The organism is Xanthobacter sp. DMC12 (assembly GCF_056314105.1).
In genome coordinates this window covers 22806-37851 of the sequence record NZ_JBQUYZ010000003.1, presented here as the reverse complement: position 1 = coordinate 37851, position 15046 = coordinate 22806, and the positions used below count along the sequence as shown (strand labels likewise).

Annotated in this window: 14 protein-coding genes; 8 read left to right on the top strand and 6 right to left on the bottom strand. The window is 67.7% G+C overall.

What is annotated here, in order from left to right; genetic code table 11:
* Positions 1-3: 3 nt before the first annotated feature.
* From ACT535_RS13320 to ACT535_RS13310, 3 genes are all read left to right on the top strand, one after another.
* Positions 4-972: a GlxA family transcriptional regulator gene (locus ACT535_RS13320; protein ID WP_476364753.1), complete on the top strand. Its 969-nt coding sequence runs from the start codon at positions 4-6 to the stop codon at positions 970-972.
* 74 nt (positions 973-1046) lie between these two features.
* Positions 1047-2297, top strand: coding sequence for an MFS transporter (locus ACT535_RS13315; RefSeq protein WP_476364752.1), 1251 nt, complete (start codon positions 1047-1049; stop codon positions 2295-2297).
* A 77-nt stretch (positions 2298-2374) separates the two neighbouring features.
* Entirely contained in the window at positions 2375-3178 is an 804-nt protein-coding gene (locus ACT535_RS13310; protein ID WP_476364751.1) for an SDR family NAD(P)-dependent oxidoreductase, read from the top strand.
* 226 nt (positions 3179-3404) lie between these two features.
* Here ACT535_RS13310 and ACT535_RS13305 read toward each other — a convergent pair whose 3' ends face one another.
* The 5 genes from ACT535_RS13305 to ACT535_RS13285 are packed head-to-tail and all read right to left on the bottom strand — an operon-like array spanning position 3405 to position 8322.
* Entirely contained in the window at positions 3405-4250 is an 846-nt protein-coding gene (locus ACT535_RS13305; RefSeq protein WP_476364750.1) for a fumarylacetoacetate hydrolase family protein, read from the bottom strand.
* Between the two features lie 37 nt (positions 4251-4287).
* Positions 4288-5025, bottom strand: coding sequence for an SDR family NAD(P)-dependent oxidoreductase (locus ACT535_RS13300; protein ID WP_476364749.1), 738 nt, complete (start codon positions 5023-5025; stop codon positions 4288-4290).
* Entirely contained in the window at positions 5022-6284 is a 1263-nt protein-coding gene (locus tag ACT535_RS13295; RefSeq protein WP_476364748.1) for an ABC transporter substrate-binding protein, read from the bottom strand. Before ACT535_RS13295 ends, ACT535_RS13300 begins: the two co-directional genes overlap by 4 nt.
* A 36-nt stretch (positions 6285-6320) precedes the next feature.
* Complete coding sequence (locus ACT535_RS13290; protein WP_476364747.1) at positions 6321-7085, bottom strand: acetoacetate decarboxylase family protein; 765 nt, start codon at positions 7083-7085, stop codon at positions 6321-6323.
* Positions 7086-7131: 46 nt separating this feature from the next.
* Positions 7132-8322 (bottom strand): alpha-hydroxy acid oxidase, encoded by a 1191-nt coding sequence (locus tag ACT535_RS13285; RefSeq protein ID WP_476364746.1) that lies wholly within the window; start codon positions 8320-8322, stop codon positions 7132-7134.
* Positions 8323-8488: 166 nt separating this feature from the next.
* Between ACT535_RS13285 and ACT535_RS13280 the strand changes: the two genes are divergently transcribed.
* The gene (locus tag ACT535_RS13280) at positions 8489-9478 is read left to right on the top strand and encodes a GntR family transcriptional regulator (RefSeq protein ID WP_476364745.1); all 990 of its coding nucleotides are present in this window, start codon (positions 8489-8491) and stop codon (positions 9476-9478) included.
* A 78-nt stretch (positions 9479-9556) separates the two neighbouring features.
* Here ACT535_RS13280 and ACT535_RS13275 read toward each other — a convergent pair whose 3' ends face one another.
* Positions 9557-10591: a LysR family transcriptional regulator gene (locus ACT535_RS13275; protein ID WP_168458841.1), complete on the bottom strand. Its 1035-nt coding sequence runs from the start codon at positions 10589-10591 to the stop codon at positions 9557-9559.
* Positions 10592-10727: 136 nt separating this feature from the next.
* Here ACT535_RS13275 and ACT535_RS13270 point away from each other — a divergent pair, with 136 nt between their 5' ends.
* From ACT535_RS13270 to rhmD, 4 genes are all read left to right on the top strand, one after another.
* On the top strand, positions 10728-11570 hold the full coding sequence (locus ACT535_RS13270) for a fumarylacetoacetate hydrolase family protein (RefSeq protein WP_168458840.1): 843 nt from the start codon (positions 10728-10730) through the stop codon (positions 11568-11570).
* Between the two features lie 11 nt (positions 11571-11581).
* The gene (locus ACT535_RS13265) at positions 11582-12334 is read left to right on the top strand and encodes an SDR family NAD(P)-dependent oxidoreductase (RefSeq protein WP_476364744.1); all 753 of its coding nucleotides are present in this window, start codon (positions 11582-11584) and stop codon (positions 12332-12334) included.
* Positions 12335-12471: 137 nt separating this feature from the next.
* Positions 12472-13782 carry an MFS transporter gene (locus ACT535_RS13260; RefSeq protein WP_476364743.1) on the top strand — a complete coding sequence of 437 codons (1311 nt, stop codon included), beginning with the start codon at positions 12472-12474 and terminating at the stop codon, positions 13780-13782.
* Positions 13783-13851: 69 nt separating this feature from the next.
* Positions 13852-15036, top strand: coding sequence for an L-rhamnonate dehydratase (rhmD, locus tag ACT535_RS13255; RefSeq protein WP_476364742.1), 1185 nt, complete (start codon positions 13852-13854; stop codon positions 15034-15036).
* The last annotated feature ends 10 nt before the right edge of the window (positions 15037-15046 follow it).

The window sequence follows — 15046 nt, the reverse complement described above, 5'->3', positions numbered from 1 at the left end:
GACATGCGGCACATCGGCTTCATGGTCGAGGATGGGTTCCAGATGATGGGGCTCGCTGCGGTCTCGGCCTTCGAGCTTGCCAATACGGTGCTGGAGCAGCCGGGCTATTCCCTCACGCTGATGTCGCAAAAGGGCGGGGGCGTCTCCTCCTCCCTCGGGGTCTCGGTGACTACCCAGCCCCTCGGCGCCTATCCCGACACGCTGGTGGTGCTGGGTGAACTGGTGCCCGGCCCCACGCCGGAGGCATTGCGCGCCTACATCGCACAAGCGGGCGAGCGGTCGCGTCGTGTGGCCGGCATCTGCACCGGGGCCTTCCGCCTCGCCGAGGCCGGCCTGCTGGAGGGCAGGGCCGCGACCACTCATTGGGCGCACGCCCGTGCCCTGCAGGAGCGCTATCCCGCCATCCGTGTGGAAGACGACCGCATCTTCATCCGCGACGGCAACGTCTGGACCTCCGCCGGCATGAGCGCGGGCATCGATCTCGCCCTCGCTTTGATCGAGGACGATCACGACGCCGCGCTCGCCCGGTCCATCGCCCGCAAGCTGGTGGTCTATCATCGCCGACCGGGCGGACAGTCGCAGTTTTCCGCGCTGCTGGAGCTGGAGCCGCGCTCCGACCGGGTCCGCCGCGCGCTGACCTATGCCAAGGAGCACCTGCGCAACCCGCTCACCGTGGAAGAGCTGGCCGAGGCCGCGAGCCTGAGCCCACGGCAGTTCAGCCGGGTGTTCCGCGAGGAGACGGGGGAATCTCCCGCGAAGGCGGTGGAGCGGCTGCGCCTCGAGGCGGCGAAGGCCATGCTGGAGGAGGGGCGTTACGCCATGGATGTGGTGGCCCGCGACACCGGCTTCGACGACCGCGACCGCATGCGGCGCGCCTTCCTGCGCCACTTCGGCCATCCGCCCCAGAGTCTGCGCCGCAGCCTGCGCTACATCGAGGGGGCCAAAGACGGCTCCGAAAGTGGCGCGAATTGACGTTTGCATGTCATTTGAGACATGACTGACCGCGCCTAGGGTCCAGCCATCGCACGATGCGTCTGGAGGCCGTGATGGCCAATCTCATTTCGGAAGACACTCCGGCGGCTTCGGCCGCCTTTGCGCCGGCCAAGGCGCCGGCGATGCCCTACGCGGCCAGTTCGTCGCTGATGCCTGCGGTTTTCCTCGCTTTGGGGACGGCCGCCATCGGCACCGAGGGCTTCATGATCGCGCCGCTCCTGCCGACCATCGCGGCGGACCTCGGCATGAGCCTGTCGGCCACGGCGACCCTCGTCGTGGTGTTTACCCTGATGATGGCCGTGTCCTCGCCCATCACCACGGTGGCGACGGCGGGCCTCGGGCGGCGGAGCGCGCTGCTGCTCGCCATGGGGCTGTTCACAGCCGCGAACCTCGCGGCGGCTTTCTCCTCATCTTTCACGACGCTGCTTATCGCACGGATGGCCATGGCCATCGCCTCGGGCCTGTATGTGCCCGGCGCCAACGCGCTGGCGGGCGTCATCGTGGCGCCGGAGAAGCGCGGGCGGGCGCTCGCCATCGTCAGCGGCGGGATGACCGTCGCCATCGCCCTCGGCCTGCCCCTTGGTGCACTGGTGGGGCACGCCTTCGGCTGGCGCGCGACGTTCCTCGGCGTTGCAGGGATGGGGCTCGTCGCCATCATCGGCATATTGCTGGGCATCCGGCGCGATGCGGGCGCGCAGGTGGCGGTGGCGAGCCTGTCGGAGCGGCTGGGCGTGGTGCGCCAGCCCGCAGCGCTTGGCCTGCTCGGCGTCACGCTGTTCTGGTCGGTGGGCGCCTTCGTCGCCTATCCCTACATCGCGCCCTATCTGGCCGAGGTGCTGGGCTTCGGGCCCGCCGGCATCAGTGCCAGCGTGTCGGCCTGGGGCCTTGCTGCGGCGGTGGGCGTCTCCGTGGGTGGCAGCCTCAACGACCGGCTCGGCTCGCGTCGGGTGGTGATGGGCTCCCTTGCGGTGCTCGCTTTGTCCTTCCTGACGCTCGCGCTGGCGACGCGGCTTCCCCCCGCGCTCGCCCTCGTGCCAGTGCTGGCCGGCGTGGTGGGATGGGGTTTCAGCGTATGGTCCTTCTATCCCGCCCAACTCGCACGGCTCATCGCGGCCGGGCCGGCGGCACAGGCGCCCGTTGCCCTCGCGCTCAACACCTCCACCATGTACCTGGGCTTTTCCCTCGGCTCGGCGCTGGGCGCGGGCCTTGTCGCCGGCGGGCTCATCTGGGCCATCGGCGCAGTCGCCGCCGCGTCCGAGATCATTGCCCTTGTACTCGATCGACGTCGCACGCTCATGTCCTGATTTGCCGTTTCTTTGACATTCAAGACATGCCGCCTCACGCCTAGTCTCCCCGCATCACGAACGACCGGGGATCGGCCATGAACACGCAACAGAATAAGGGCATCGCGCTGGTCACCGGCGCCTCCGGCGGCATCGGCGCCATCTATGCGGAGCGGCTGGCGCGCCGCGGCTATGACCTCATCCTCGTCGCCCGCAACGCGGCGCGGCTGGATGAGGTGGCGGCCCGCATCAAGGCTGCCACCGGACGCGCGGTGAAGACGGTGCCCGCCGATCTCAACGATGCAGCCGACCTCCGCCGCATCGAGGCGCTGCTGCGCGAGGACGCCGGCATTTCCCTGCTCGTCAACAATGCCGGCTTCGGTGCCGCGACCGCACTGCTCGACAGCGATGTCACCCGCATGGAGGAGATGATCGCCCTCAACGTCACGGCCCTGACCCGCCTGACCTACGCGGCGGCGCCGGCCTTCGTGGCGCGGGGCGGCGGTACCATCATCAACGTCTCCTCCATCGTGGCGCTGGCGCCGGAGGTGCTGAACGGGGTCTATGGGGCGAGCAAGGCGTATGTGCTGGCGCTCACCCAGTCGCTCCAGCACGAACTCAGCGCGCGTGGCCTGCGTGTACAGGCGGTGTTGCCCGGCGCCACGGCCACCGAATTCTGGAACATCCCCGGCGTGGGCGGCCACGGGAACCTGCCCAAGGAAATCGTGATGTCCGCGGAGGAGATGGTGGACGCCGCGCTCGCCGGCCTCGATGCCGGAGAGGTCGTCACGATCCCGGCCCTGCAGGACGGCGGTGAATGGCTCGCCTATGACGCCACCCGCCGGGCCATGGCGCAGCACCTGGGCGGCTCCGTCCCGGCACAGCGCTATCGCGCCGCCTGAACGCCTGTGCCGGCGCTGCGTTCTTGACGCCGGTGAGGATCAGCCAAGGGGGAAGCGGGCCGGGTGAGGGCGCTCAGTTCTCATCAAGCTATCTGGAAATGGTTGGAAGACTTCCCCCTGTCGATGCCGACAGTGCCAACCCGCAGGCGGAGAGCGCGGGAAGCATCCCAAGCTTGAGCCGGAACATGGCGAGCAGGCCATCGGCTTTGCGAGGGCTGGCCGCCCCTCACCTGTAGGCGGTCACCTGCTGCCGCTGCCGGCCAAGCCCAGCGATTTCCAGTTCCACAACGTCCCCGGGGCGCAGCCATACCGGCTCGGGTTTCATCCCCATGCCGACACCCGGCGGGGTACCGGTGGCGATGATGTCGCCGGGAAGGAGCGTCATGTAGCGGCTGCAATACGCGACGAGTTCGCGCACGCCGAAGATCATGGTGCGCGTGTTGCCGGCCTGCATGCGCCGCCCGTTCACGTCGAGCCGCATGTCGAGGTCCTGCGGATCCGGCACCTCGTCTTTGGTTACGAGGAACGGCCCCACGGGGCCGAATGTGTCACAGCCCTTGCCCTTGTCCCATTGGGACGACTGCATCTGGAAGGCGCGCTCCGACACGTCATTCACCACGCAATAGCCGGCGACGTGATCGAGCGCCTGCGCCTCGTCCACGTAACGGGCGGTGGTGCCGATGACGACGCCCAGTTCCACCTCCCAATCGAGCTTCGTCGTGTGCGGCGGCGCGATGATGGGATCGTCAGGGCCCGACAGCGCGGACGGCGCCTTGAGGAAGATGATGGGCTCGCCCGGCACCGCCATGCCGGCTTCCGCCGCGTGGTCCGAATAGTTCAGGCCGATGCAGATGAACTTGCTCATGCCGGTGAACGGCACGCCGAGCCGCGGCTCACCCTCGACCACCGGCAGAGTGGCGGGATCGATCGCAGCAAGGGAGGCGAGCCCCTCGGGGGACAGTTCGCGCGGGCCGATATCCGCACAGACGCTGGAGAGATCGCGCATCCGGCCATCGCGGTCGACGAGCGCCGGCATCTCGGCGCCGGGAGCGCCATGGCGGCATAGCTTCATGGGGGAAATCCTCGGGTAGGGACGGGCTTAGAGGGGGTCAGGGCACCGTGGCGCCGGCATCGATGGTCCAGGCGGCACCGTTGACGTGGGCGGCCGCCGGCGAAAGGAGGAAGGCGACCACCGCCGCCACATCCTCCGGCGCGCCATAGGCGGCGGTCCCCGCCCGGCGGATGCCGCCGGCAGCGGCCGCCTTCTCGTCCAGCGCATGGATCATCCGCGTCTCCACCGGACCCGGCAGGACGGCGTTGACCCGGATGGCCGTGCCCGCGACATCCAGCGCTGCGACGCGGGTGAGGCCGAGCACCGCGTGCTTGCTCGCCACATAGCCGGCGAGCCCCGGCCGGCCGCGGATGGAGGAGGTGGAAGCGGTGTTGACGACAGCCCCCCTTCCTCTCGGCCTCATCCGTGCCAGCACGTGCTTGAGCCCGAGGAAGACGCCCCGCACATTCACCGCCATCACGGCGTCGAAGGCGTCGTCCGGATAGTCGTAGATGGGCGCGACAGCGCCCTCGATCCCGGCATTGTTCGCGAAAAGCGCGATGGGGCCGAGCTGCCCTTCGGTCTCCGCCACGAAGTCCGCGACCTCTGCGGAGGAGGAAACGTCGGCAGCGAGAAACAGGGCGGCGGTTCCAGCCTTCTCGACCAGCCGTGCCGTCTCGGCCCCGAGCGCCACGTCGCGGTCGATCACCGCCACGTCGTGACCGGCGGCGGCGAGCTTCAGTGCGATGGCGCGCCCGATGCCGCCACCGCCGCCCGTGACCAGCGCGACGCTCACGACTTGACCAGCGCACAGCCGCCTTCCGACAGCGGACGCCACACCTGCTCCGGCGGAATGGACTTCACCACCGTGTAATAGTCCCACGGATACTTGGACTCGGCTGGCGTCTTGACCTGGAACAGGAACATCGGGTGGATCTTGCGGCCATCGATACGGATCGAGCCCTTGCCGAACAGCGGATCATCGGTGGGCAGCGCCTTCATCTTGTCCACCACCGCCACGCCGTCGGTGGCACCTCCAAGGGCAGACACGGCCTTGAGATAGTGCAGGGTCGAGGCATAGGCCCCGGCGTGCAGGGCGCTGGGATAGCGCCCGTCGTTGCGCGGCGCGAAGCGCTTGGTCCAGGCGCGGGTGCCCTCGTTCAGGTCCCAGTAAAAGGATTCCGTGAACTGGAGTCCCTGCGCCACCTTCAGCCCCAGCGAATGCACATCGGTGACATAGAGCACTGTGGCGACCAGCCGCTGGCCGCCCTGCGGAATGCCGAATTCCACCGCCTGCTTGATGGAATTGATGGTGTCGCCGCCGGCATTGATGAGGCCGACCACCTGCGCGCCGGATGCCTGCGCCTGCAGCAGGAAGGATGAGAAGTCCTGCGTGTTCAGCGGGGCACGGACGCCGCCGATCACCTTGCCGCCGGTGCGGGCGACTACGTTGCGGACGTCCTGCTCCATGGCATGGCCGAAGGCGTAGTCCGCGGTGAGCGTGAACCAGTTCTTGCCGCCGGATTCCACCACCGCGGTGGCGGCGCCGGTGGCGAGGGCATAGGTGTCGTAGGTCCAGTGCACGGTATTGGGCGAGCAGGCCTTTCCGGTGAGGTCCGAGGAGGAGGGACCGGAGGCGATCATCACCTTGTTCTTCTCGCGGGCAATCGCGGCCACGGCGAGCGCGACGGCCGAGTTCGGCACGTCCACGATCATGTCGACTCCCTCGGTGTCGAACCACTTGCGGGCGATGCCGGCGGCGACATCGGCCTTGTTCTGGTGGTCGGCGGCGATCACCTCCACCTTGAGCGGCTTGGCGGCCGCGTTGAAGTCCTCGACCGCCATCTGGGTCGCGACCACCGAGCCCTTGCCGGTCACGTCCGCATAGAGGCTGGACATGTCGGTGAGCACGCCGATCTTGATCGTCTTCTGGTCCTGCGCGAGAGCGAGCCCCGGCATCGCCAGCATCAGCGCGCCGGCGGCCACCATGGCCCGGCGGGAGAGCGTTGGCGGGCGTCGGAGCCGGGGGATGGTCTCGTCTGTCTTTCGGGTCATGGATAGTCCTCCCTTCGTTCTTGTTCTGGGGGCAGCTCAGGGAATGAGCCGCTTGAGCAGACGACGGTCCTCCACCGCAAAGCCGCCGCCGTACACGTCGGAGACCATGAACTGCGCGGAGAGGACTTCCGGCTCCAGCTCGGTCAGCGGATCGAAGGCGCTTTCGTGTAGGTTCATGACCGCGCGGCCGGCGACCGGCGCGGAGTAGGCGATGGGCGTGCGGCGGTAGACGACATCGGCATAGGCCGTCTCAAGGCGCTCGGGGTGCGGCAGCCGACGCACATGGATCTCGCCGCCGGGCTGCTCTGCGCCGTCCACGAGGCGCACGATGGGGGCCTCCGGGTCCGGCGTGAACGACACCTCCGCAAGCGGCACGCCCCGCCGGATCACCGCGCTTTCGATGGCGCCGGTCTCGGCCTCGTCGAAGCGATAGGTGCAGTCCTTCTTGGTGTAGCCGAACAGCTCGCGGCCGGCCGCGATGCCCATGGGGTCGGAGCAGTACATGTAGATGTGTGTCTGCGTGAACAGATCCTCATAGCGGACCGCCACCGTCACCATCAGGTCGAACATGCGGCCCTGATGGAGAGATAGAGTGTGTCCCGGCGAGGCCATGAATCGGAAGGCGACGCGGTCGTTCACCAGCTCGAACGGCGTTTCCGCGAGCAGCGCCCGCGTCTTCGCGGGATCGACGCGGGTCATCACCTCCAGCGTCCGCAAGGCGCATTCCCACTCCACCGGATAGGCCGGGGAATAAGGCGGGTTGACCCCGCTGCCGGGGTGCATCTGATACTTGCCGAACATCGGTCGTCTCCTGTGGTCGCGGGCCCCGGCGTGCGGGGCATGTCGGTCAGACGGGTGCCGCCAGGCGCGCGGCGGGTTCGCGATAAGCGGGCGCGTCCAGCAAGGCGCGCGCGGCGTCGGCCGTGTCGGTGATGCCGCAGAGCGCCATGGTAAGGTCCAGTTCCCGGCGGATGAGGTCCAGGCAGCGCGTCACCCCGGCTTCTCCCATGGCTCCGAGGCCGTAGAGGAAGGCCCGGCCGATGAGCACGCCGCCGGCGCCCAGCGCCAGCGCCTTCAGCACGTCCTGCCCCGAGCGGACGCCGCCATCGAACAGCACCTCGGTGCGCGCCCCCACCGCCTCGGCAATGCCCGGCAGAGCGGAAATGCTGGAGGGCGCCCCGTCCAACTGGCGACCGCCATGGTTGGACACGACGATGGCATCCGCCCCCGCGCGAGTGGCGGCCCGGGCATCCTCCGGGTCCATGATGCCCTTCACGATGAGCTTGCGGTCCCAGATGCGCCGCAGCCACCGCACATGCTCCCAGCTGAGGGTCTGGTCGAATTGCTCGGACACCCAGTGGGCGAGGGAGGAGGCATCGCTCACCCCCTCCACATGGCCGACGATGTTGCGGAAGGTGAGCCGCTCGGTCCGCGACATGTTCAGGCACCAGCGCGGCTTGGTGGCGAGGTTGACGAGATTGCGCAGCGTGGGGCGCGGCGGGGTCGAGAGCCCGTTCTTGATGTCGAGGTGGCGCTGGCCCTGCACCGGCAAATCCATGGTCAGCACCAGCGCCGAGCAGCCGGCATCGCGGGCGCGGGCGACCAGCCGCTCCATGAAGGCGCGGTCCTTCATCAGATAGAGCTGGAACCAGAAGGGGCGCGAGGTGTGGGCGGCCACATCCTCGATGGAGCAAACGCTGACGGTGGACAGGGTGAACGGCACGCCGAAGCGCTCGGCGGCGCGCGCGGCGAGGATCTCCCCGTCCGCCCACTGCATCCCCGCAAGACCGGTGGGGGCGAGCGCCACCGGCATGGCGACATCCTCGCCCAGCATGCGGCTGGAGAGATTGCGCCGGGAGATGTCGATGCCGACCCGCTGGCGCAGGCGAATGGCGGCAAGGTCTTCCTCATTCGCCCGATAGGTCGCGCCGGTCCAGGAGCCGCAATCCACGTAGTCGTAGAACATGCGCGGCACCCGGCGCGCGGCCAGGCGGCGGAGGTCCTCGACGCAGGTGATGGGCGCGTTCGGGAAGATCACTCTGGCTGTCCTGAGGTGCGGCAAAAACGTACTTTGGATTCAAAGTACGTTTTATGTTAAATGCCATGCGACAGTCCCTGTCAAGGGCGCGGGCCTCTTGCAACGGATCGTCGCTGCCGATAGGCGCGGGCTATGCTGCGCAGGGCCCGGAGGAACGGAGCAGGCCATGGGGGACGCAAGAACCGGCAAGGACGCTGATGCCGCGGCGGGCGGCTCCCTCCAGGATCGGACCTATCTCCAGCTCCGCGAGATGATCGCCGCCGGCCAGATCCGTCCCGGCGAGCGCCTGCTGGAGGCGGAGGTGGTCCGCGCGTTCGGCATCAGCCGGTCGCCGGCGCGCCAGGCGCTGGAGCGGCTGCGCGAGGATGGCGTGGTGGAGCCGCTCGAAGGGCGCGGCTACCGCGTTCCGGGCGGCGAAGCCTCCGACACCGCGGTGCTCGATCCTGTGGACGTGTCGGCGCCCCGGCAGTGGGAGCGCATGTATCAGGAGGTCGAGCAGGAATTGTTCGTACGCACCCTTTTCGGCTCGGTGCGGCTGAACGAACTGCGCCTGGCGGAGCATTTCGGCGTCAGCCGGACGGTGACGCGGGACCTGCTGGCGCGAATGCACGGCGTTGGCCTCATCGCCAAGGACCACGCCGGCCACTGGATCGCCGAGCAGATGACGCCGGATCGCATCCGCCATCTCTACGAACTGCGCTGCCTACTGGAGCCGGCAGCCCTGCGCCAGGCGGCCTCTCACGTGCCTGCCGCCGTGCTCGCGGACATGCGCGCCCGCATCCTCGCCACCCGCGCCGAGACGCCCATTAGCAGCACGCGCTTCGATGAGGCGGAAACCGACCTTCACATCACGCTGCTCGGCTATTGCGAGAACCCGGAGATCATGCGCGCCCTGAAGCGCACGCACCTGCTGTTCGGCCCCACCCGTCACCTCTTCGATCCATTCCTGGGGATCCCCATCCGGCTGATCGTGGCGGCCCTGGACGAGCACATCGGGATCATCGACCTGCTGCTGGATGCACAGCCGGAACAGGCCGCGAAGGCGCTCGAATCCCATCTCAGGGACGCTGTCGAGCGCTGGCTCGGCCGCTTCGAGATCACCGCCAAGGGCAAGCCGATCCCCGTCCCGTCCTATCTGCAGACCGTGGCGGACTGAAGGGCCGGGCGGCCATGCCTCGTAGCGTCCATCAAATGCTGGTCCGTGGCACTAGATTCTTACTGAGCGCGTGGAGGTTCACGTGCAGTCATTCTTGCTGGGGTTTCGCTGACGGGAAGGGAGATGAGCCCGAGGCCGAGGCATGCGACCTGCGCCACTGGCATTCGTGCCCTCCCGCTCCTTCCCCGCGACGAGCACCTTCAGGATGGCGAGGAATTCGGCCGCGTTCGGCGTCATCATCACGCCCTTTCGCGTGACGATGCCGTAGGGCTCCAGCTCTCCCTTCACCTCCAGCGGCAGGCGGACGAACCCGCCGCTCGCCACTTCCTGCGCAACGATGGTGCTCGGCAGCATGGAAACCATGCCCGCGTGCCGCACCAGATTGAGCGTGGCGAAGATGGAGGAGGTCTCCACGAGATTGTCGAGCGTCCTGAGGCCAGCAGCGGCAAACGCGGTGTCGATGAGCCGCCGCATGGGGCTCGGGGCCGGCTGGAGCACCCAGGGCAGATCGCCCATGTCGGCGAGGTCGAGATGGGGCCGCCCGGCCAGCGGATGCGAAGCCGCTGCGAACGCCCACAGATCCTCCATGGACAGCGGCTCGAAATCGAACTTCGCCCGGTCCTCGCTGGTGGGCAGCCGGCCTATGACGAGATCCAGCTCGCCCCGTCCGAGCGCTGCGATCAACTGGTCGGAGGTGGTCGCGAGCACCTGGATGGTCATGAGCGGCCGCTGGCGCTTCAGTTCGGCGATGGCGCGGGGCAGAAGGTCGGACGCGGTTGCCATGATGGCCCCGAGCGCCAGCGCGCCATAGCCGCCGCGCTTGAGATTGGCGAGGGCGCCGGCGAAGCGTTCGCCGTCCGTCAGCGCCCGGCGGGCATAGTCCACCACATGGGTGCCGATCTCCGTGGCGAGCATCGCGCGCGGCGTGCGCTCGAACAGCTTCACCCCAAGCGTGTCCTCAAGATCCTGGAGGATCTTGGTGGCGGCCGGCTGCGTCATGTTCAGCTCTGCCGCCGTGCGGCGGAGATTTCCCGTACGTCCAAGAACGTCCACGAGGCGCAATTGCTTGAAGCGCAGGCGCGAGAGAAGGGCGGCAGGTCCGAGGTCGCGCATCGCGATAACCTGATGGAATTAGCTGAACAGATTTTCTCATTATCCCGTTATCGCGCAGTCGGCTAGCGTCCGCCCGAATTGGCTCGAACCGGTCCGGCCCATAACGGACGAACGGCGGACCGATGGGAGGAAACACATGAAGCTCGTTCGCCATGGCGCGGCGGGGCAGGAGCGCCCCGGCCTCATCGATGCGGAAGGCCGCCTGCGCGACCTTACTGGCATCGTCCCGGACATCGCCGGAGCCGCCCTCCTTCCCGAAAGCCTAGATCGCCTGAAGGCCATCGATCCGGCGACCCTGCCGCTGGTAGACGGCAATCCCCGGCTGGGCGCCTGCGTCGGTGCCGTGGGCAAGCTCGTCTGCGTCGGCCTCAACTATTCCGATCATGCGGCCGAGAGCGGTCTGCCCGTACCGTCCGAGCCGGTCCTGTTCATGAAGGCCACCAGCTCCATCGTCGGCCCCAATGACGACGTTGAAATCCCCCGCGGCTCGAAGAAGACCGACTGGGAAGTGGAACTGGGCATCGTCATCGGCAAGCCTGCGAAGTACGTGAGTGAAGAGGACGCCCTCTCCCATGTCGCCGGCTACTGCGTCATCAACGATGTGTCCGAGCGCGAATTCCAGATCGAGCGCGGCGGCCAGTGGGACAAGGGCAAGGGCTGCGACACCTTCGGCCCCATGGGCCCCTGGCTCGTGACCGCCGACGAGGTGGCCGACCCGCAGGATCTCCACATGTGGCTGGAGGTGGACGGCAAGCGCTTCCAGGACGGCTCCACCCGCACGATGATCTTCGGCGTCGCACACCTCGTGAGCTACATCAGCCAGTTCATGAGCCTGCAGCCGGGGGATGTGATCTCCACCGGCACCCCGCCTGGCGTCGGCCTCGGGCAGAAGCCCCCGCTCTATCTCACGCCGGGCCAGACCATGCGCCTCGGCATCCAGGGCCTCGGCGAGCAGCGCCAGACTACCGTGCAGGGCTGAGGAACAGCGCCATGACCAATATCGATCTCAAGGGCCGCGTGGCCATCATCACCGGCGGCGCGCGCGGCATCGGCTATGCCACCGCGCAGCGCATGCTCGCCTCCGGCGCCGAGGTGTCGCTCTGGGACATCGACGCCGCCCGTCTCGCCGAGGCTGCCGCCGAGCTCGCCAAAGCCGGTAACGTCTCCACCGAGATGGTGGAACTGACCGACGAGGTTTCGGTCACGGCCGCCGCAGCGAATGTCGTCGCCAAGCACGGCAAGATCGACATCCTCGTCAACAATGCCGGCATCACCGGCGGCAACGGCAAGACGTGGGAACTGGCCACCGACGTGTGGCGGCGGGTGATCGACGTGAACCTCGTCGGCCCCTTCCTCACCTCCAAGGCGGTGGTGCCGCACCTGCTGGCGAACGGCTGGGGACGCATCGTCAACGTCGCCTCCATCGCCGGCAAGGAAGGCAACCCCAACGCCTCCCATTATTCGGCGTCGAAGGCCGGCCTCATCGGCCTCACCAAGTCGCTGGGCAAGGAACTGGCGCAGTCCAACGTGCTGGTGAACTGCATCACGCCGGCCGCCGCGCGCACCGAGATCTTCAACCAGATGAAGCAGGAGCACATCGACTTCATGCTGTCGAAGATCCCCATGGGCCGCTTCCTGGAAGTAGACGAGGCGGCTGCCCTCATCACCTGGCTATCGTCGGAAGACTGCGCCTTCTCCACCGGAGCGGTGTTCGACATCTCCGGCGGCCGGGCCGTTTACTGAGCGCATCGCAAGACATGCTGGCGGCCCAAAGCCGCCGTCTCCCCGCGCGTCCCGGCTTGACCGGGCGCGCCAAAAAAAGAGCCGTCCGGGAATGACCCCGAGACGGCCGGAGGCAACGTTTCCAAAAGGAGAGGCTCATGCCCGCCCCGTCCGAGTCGCTTCAGGCGACGATTTCCAAGGTCACCAAGCGGCTCCTGCCGTTCCTTCTGCTCATGTACGTGCTCGCCTTCCTCGACCGGGCGAACGTGGGCTTCGCCAAGAAGGCGTTCCAGGCGGACACCGGCATCTCGGATGCCGCCTTCGCGCTGGGCGCCTCCATCTTCTTCCTGAGCTACGCGCTGTTCGAGGTGCCCTCGAACATCATCATGCACAAGGTGGGCGCGCGCATCTGGATGGCGCGCATCATGGTCACCTGGGGCCTCATCTCGGCCGCCATGATGTTCGCGCACAACGAATTAACCTTCTACGTGCTGCGCGTGCTGCTGGGCGCGGCGGAAGCCGGCTTCTTCCCGGGCGTGATCCTCTATCTCACCCTGTGGTTCCCGTCGTTCGCTCGCGGGCGGGCCATGGGCCTGTTCTATTTCGGCGCGCCGCTCGCCTTCATCTTCGGCTCGCCGCTCTCCGGCCTGCTGCTGGACTGGCACGGCCTCGGCGGACTGCACGGCTGGCAGTGGATGTTCATGGTGGAAGGGTTGCTCGCCACCGTGGTGGGCGTGTGGGCCTATTTCTACCTCGACAACAAGCCGGCCGACGCCAAGTGGCTCAACGCCGCCGAGAAGGACGAGCTGACGCGCGTGCTCGCCGCCGAGGAGAGCCACAAGACCACGCACGGTCCCGCGCATCTCCTCTCCGCCATGCGCAACATGAAGGTGCTGCACTTCGCGCTCATCTATTTCCTCATCCAGATGAGCGTGTACGGCGTGGTGTTCTACCTGCCGACGCAGGTGGCGAACCTGCTGGGCACCAAGGTGGGCCTCCAGGTGGGCTTCGTCTCGGCTATCCCGTGGGTGTGCGCGCTGGTGGCCGCCTATGTGCTGCCGCGCATGGCGGATGCCTCCGGCAACCGCCGCGGTTATGCGGCGGCGATCCTCGCGGTCTCCGGTCTCGGCATCGCGGCCTCTGTCGCCACCACCTCGCCTGCGCTGGCGCTGATCGCGCTCTGCTTTGCCGCGGCGGGCTTCATCTCGGTGCAGCCCATCTTCTGGACCTTCCCCACCGACTATCTCGGCGGCGTGGCGGCGGCGGGCGGCATCGCCCTCATCAATTCGCTCGGCGCGCTGGGCGGCTTCGTCGCGCCGAACGTGAAGACCTGGGCGGAGGCGTCCTTCGCCTCTCAGTCCGCAGGCCTCTATCTGCTCGCCGGCACGACGCTCATCGGCGCAGTGCTGATCCTCGCCATCGGCCAGTCCCGGGCCCTTCCCGTTGCTCCGGCCACGCGCCGCGCGTGAGCCGCGACGCCTGATTTCGACCATGTGACGCCCCGCGCCAAGAGCGGGGGGCGAAGAGGAGACAAGACCATGGCCATGCCGACCATCAAGGCGGTCCGCGCCTACACCGTGCGCGGCGGCGGCGCCGACTATCACGACACCCAGGGCTATCACTGGATCGACGACCACATCGCCACCCCCATGGCGCGCTACGAGGAATACCGGCAGAGCCGCCGCTCCTTCGGCATCAACGTGCTCGGCACGCTGGTGGTGGAAGTGGAGGCCTCCGACGGCACCATCGGCCTCGGCGTGACCACCGCGGGCGAGATCGGCGCCTTCATCGTGGAGAAGCACCTCTCGCGCTTCCTCATCGGCCGGCAGGTGACCGAGATCGAGAAGATCTGGGACCAGATGTATTTCTCCACCCAGTTCTACGGCCGCAAGGGCGTGGTGGTGAACACCATCTCGGGCGTGGACATCGCCTTGTGGGATCTGCTCGGCAAGCTGCGCGGCGAGCCGGTGCATGCGCTGCTCGGCGGCCCTGTGCGCGATGAGCTGCAGTTCTACGCCACCGGCGCGCGGCCGGACCTCGCCAAGGAAATGGGCTTCATCGGCGGCAAGCTGCCTCTGCTGCACGGCCCGGCGGAGGGCGACGAGGGCCTGAAGAAGAACATCGAGAAGCTCGCCGACATGCGCGCCAAGGTCGGCGACGACTTCTGGCTCATGTACGACTGCTGGATGAGCCTTGACCTCAACTATTCCATCAAGCTCGCCCAGAAGGCGCAGGAGTTCGGCCTCAAGTGGATCGAGGAATGCCTCTCCCCCGATGACTATTGGGGCTATGCGGACCTGAAGCGCAACGTGCCCAAGGGCATGCTGGTGACCACCGGCGAGCACGAGGCCACCCGCTGGGGCTTCCGCATGCTCCTTGAGATGGACTGCTGCGACATCATCCAGCCCGACGTGAACTGGTGCGGCGGCATCACCGAGCTGATCAAGATCTCGGCGCTGGCGGACGCCCACGGCAAGCTCATGGTGCCCCACGGCTCGGGCGTCTACAGCTACCATTTCGTCATCACGCGCCATAACAGCCCGTTCACCGAGATCATCATGAGCGCGCCGAATGCGGACGAGGTGCGTCCCGCCTTCAGCCCGCTGCTGCTCGATGAGCCGGTTCCTGTGAACGGCCGCATGAAGGCCTCCGCCCTCGACAAGCCGGGCTTCGGCGTCCGGCTCAACCCCGAGGTCGAACTGCACCGCCCTTACGGCAACTGAGCGGCGTTCC

Coding starts and splice junctions, on each gene's coding strand:
- ACT535_RS13320 (WP_476364753.1), top strand. CDS start 4: ATGCGGCACATCGGCTTCATGGTCGAGGATGGGTTCCAGATGATGGGG.
- ACT535_RS13315 (WP_476364752.1), top strand. CDS start 1,047: ATGGCCAATCTCATTTCGGAAGACACTCCGGCGGCTTCGGCCGCCTTT.
- ACT535_RS13310 (WP_476364751.1), top strand. CDS start 2,375: ATGAACACGCAACAGAATAAGGGCATCGCGCTGGTCACCGGCGCCTCC.
- ACT535_RS13305 (WP_476364750.1), bottom strand. CDS start 4,250: ATGAAGCTATGCCGCCATGGCGCTCCCGGCGCCGAGATGCCGGCGCTC.
- ACT535_RS13295 (WP_476364748.1), bottom strand. CDS start 6,284: ATGACCCGAAAGACAGACGAGACCATCCCCCGGCTCCGACGCCCGCCA.
- ACT535_RS13290 (WP_476364747.1), bottom strand. CDS start 7,085: ATGTTCGGCAAGTATCAGATGCACCCCGGCAGCGGGGTCAACCCGCCT.
- ACT535_RS13280 (WP_476364745.1), top strand. CDS start 8,489: ATGGGGGACGCAAGAACCGGCAAGGACGCTGATGCCGCGGCGGGCGGC.
- ACT535_RS13275 (WP_168458841.1), bottom strand. CDS start 10,591: ATGCGCGACCTCGGACCTGCCGCCCTTCTCTCGCGCCTGCGCTTCAAG.
- ACT535_RS13270 (WP_168458840.1), top strand. CDS start 10,728: ATGAAGCTCGTTCGCCATGGCGCGGCGGGGCAGGAGCGCCCCGGCCTC.
- ACT535_RS13265 (WP_476364744.1), top strand. CDS start 11,582: ATGACCAATATCGATCTCAAGGGCCGCGTGGCCATCATCACCGGCGGC.
- ACT535_RS13260 (WP_476364743.1), top strand. CDS start 12,472: ATGCCCGCCCCGTCCGAGTCGCTTCAGGCGACGATTTCCAAGGTCACC.
- rhmD (WP_476364742.1), top strand. CDS start 13,852: ATGGCCATGCCGACCATCAAGGCGGTCCGCGCCTACACCGTGCGCGGC.